This is a genomic window from Candidatus Nitrosotalea sp. FS, assembly GCF_011319475.1.
Lineage (GTDB): Archaea > Thermoproteota > Nitrososphaeria > Nitrososphaerales > Nitrosopumilaceae > Nitrosotalea.
The window spans coordinates 1-2,101 of the sequence record NZ_RCMC01000263.1; the positions used below are offsets into that span (position 1 = coordinate 1).

The following is a 2,101-nucleotide window of genomic DNA, read 5'->3' on the forward strand; positions in this document are numbered from 1 at the left end:
GAACATAAAAGAACCATGGCAACTCCATGCTTGCTATAGAATACAATGAAAATTTTTGACACGCTGTCAGTAACAGAGAAGAACGTAGACACCTCAGGTTCTGTGAGAATCTACCTGTGTGGCGTTACGGTATACGATGAGAGCCACATTGGACATGCAAGAACCATCATAGTGTTTGATGTTTTTAGAAGATATCTGGAAACAAAAGGAGTCAAGGTAAACCTCATCCAGAATTTTACCGACGTTGATGACAAGATAATCAATAGAGCAAAAAAAGAGAATACTCTTGCTGGAACCATCACTGAAAGATACATAAAAAATTATTTTGATGACTTTGACAAGCTAAATGTAAAGAGAGCTGACTTGTACCCCAAGGCAACAGAGCACATATCAGACATGATAAATCTGGTACAAGGTTTAATCGAAAAGGGATTTGCATATACATCCAAAAATGGGGTGTACTTTGCAGTATCAAAATTCAAAGAATATGGAAAACTATCCAAGAAAAAAATAGACGAGTTAGTCTCAGGTGCAAGAGTTGAAGTGGACGAGACAAAAAAAGATCCGCTAGATTTTGCACTATGGAAGTTTTCTGACGAGCCCCCACATGGAAGAGCCCATGGGGCAGTGGCAGACCAGGATGGCATATCGAATGTTCTGCAATGAGCCTGAAATATCTTGGAAGCAATTTTGAAATCCATGGCGGCGGACGAGATCTGATATTTCCTCACCATGAAAATGAGATAGCCCAATCAGAGGCATTCTCTGGAATCAACTTTGCTAAAATTTGGATGCATGTAGGAATGGTCACAATAAATGGAGAGAAGATGTCCAAGTCTCTTGGAAATACAAAGTCAATTGACCATGTATTACAAAAATGGGGTCCAAACATCATCAGGCTGTTTTGCCTCTCAGGCCATTACACAAAACCAATCGACTATTCTGAAGAGATCTTAAAGGAGACGATAACAAAGTGGCGCCAGGTGGAGAACTGTTATTTTGAGATGATTCTGTCAGATGATTCCCAGTCAACAGAAGGACTGGACCAGGTGAAAAATATCATCCAGGAATCAAAGACAGAGTTTGATAGTGCACTTGATTCAGACTTTAACACGCCACTTGCACTAGGGGCCTTTTTCAAACTTGTCAAGAACATCAACCAACTTGCATCATCTGAGAAACTAACAAAGACGATATCAGATTTGATCTTGCCAGCATTCCAAGAAATGTCATCAATACTTGGCCTACAGTTAGTGCATGTGACAGACAAGGAAAAAGACGGCATAACAAATCTCATCAAGCAGCGAGATACATTTCGCAGCCAGAAAAAANACGCATTAGAATCAGACTTTAACACACCTATTGCAGTCGGGGCTTTTTTCAAACTTGTCAAAAACATCAACCAACTTGCATCATCAGAAAAATTAACAAGGACGTTATCTGGTTTATTCTTGCCAGTATTCCAGGAAATGTCATCAGTTCTTGGACTACAGGTAGTACAGGTAACAGACAAGGAAAAAGATGACATCACAAATCTCATCAAGCAACGTGATACACTTCGCAGCCAGAAGAAATTCCAAGAGGCAGATGCAATAAGAAAACAGATCTCAGACATGAATATTGTTCTAATTGATCACAAGAACAAGACACTGTGGATGAAGCAGGAAAAGATTGGTATCGAGAACTAGGATTTTTTTGTCTGCGCGCTGACAAGTGATACAATATCGCGGTCTCGCAGTTGGTAGTTAACAGGCAATCTTACTCCATATCGAACATCTTTTGCATAAAGCAGACCCTTTGTAAGTGCAGTATGGATTTCTTTTGCCAGGTCCTCTACTGTTGCACCATCCTTTAATAAAATCAAGTCAGGTAAGACTCGACCTTTTTTGTCAGATAACGTTTCTGCGTTTGCCACAGGATATATCGAATTCATCTTTAACAACTTGAATACTGTAACATTGATTGCAAACTGGACACCAGTTCTCATGTACTCGCCCAGTATTCCTTGCGTGATAAAGTCAAGTGCATCTATCTGTTTTTTGTTTAGTTGTTCCTTGTGCAAGATTTCAAACTGCTCTGATCCTGGGACATATTTTATGAG

1 protein-coding gene and 2 pseudogenes are annotated in these 2,101 nt (G+C 39.7%); 2 read left to right on the top strand and 1 reads right to left on the bottom strand.

Annotated elements, in window-relative coordinates; genetic code table 11:
• Positions 1-45: 45 nt before the first annotated feature.
• Positions 46-1,331: pseudogene (cysS, locus tag DYY66_RS16565) on the top strand (cysteine--tRNA ligase); the annotation flags it as partial.
• A gap of 1 nt (position 1,332) precedes the next feature.
• Positions 1,333-1,688 (top strand): annotated as a pseudogene (locus DYY66_RS16570) (DALR domain-containing protein); the annotation flags it as partial.
• Here the strand turns inward: DYY66_RS16570 and DYY66_RS10320 are convergent.
• On the bottom strand, positions 1,685-2,101 hold a 417-nt coding region (locus DYY66_RS10320), incomplete at its 5' end, for a TGS domain-containing protein (RefSeq protein WP_166288986.1). The pseudogene DYY66_RS16570 and the gene DYY66_RS10320 sit on opposite strands and share 4 nt — an antisense overlap.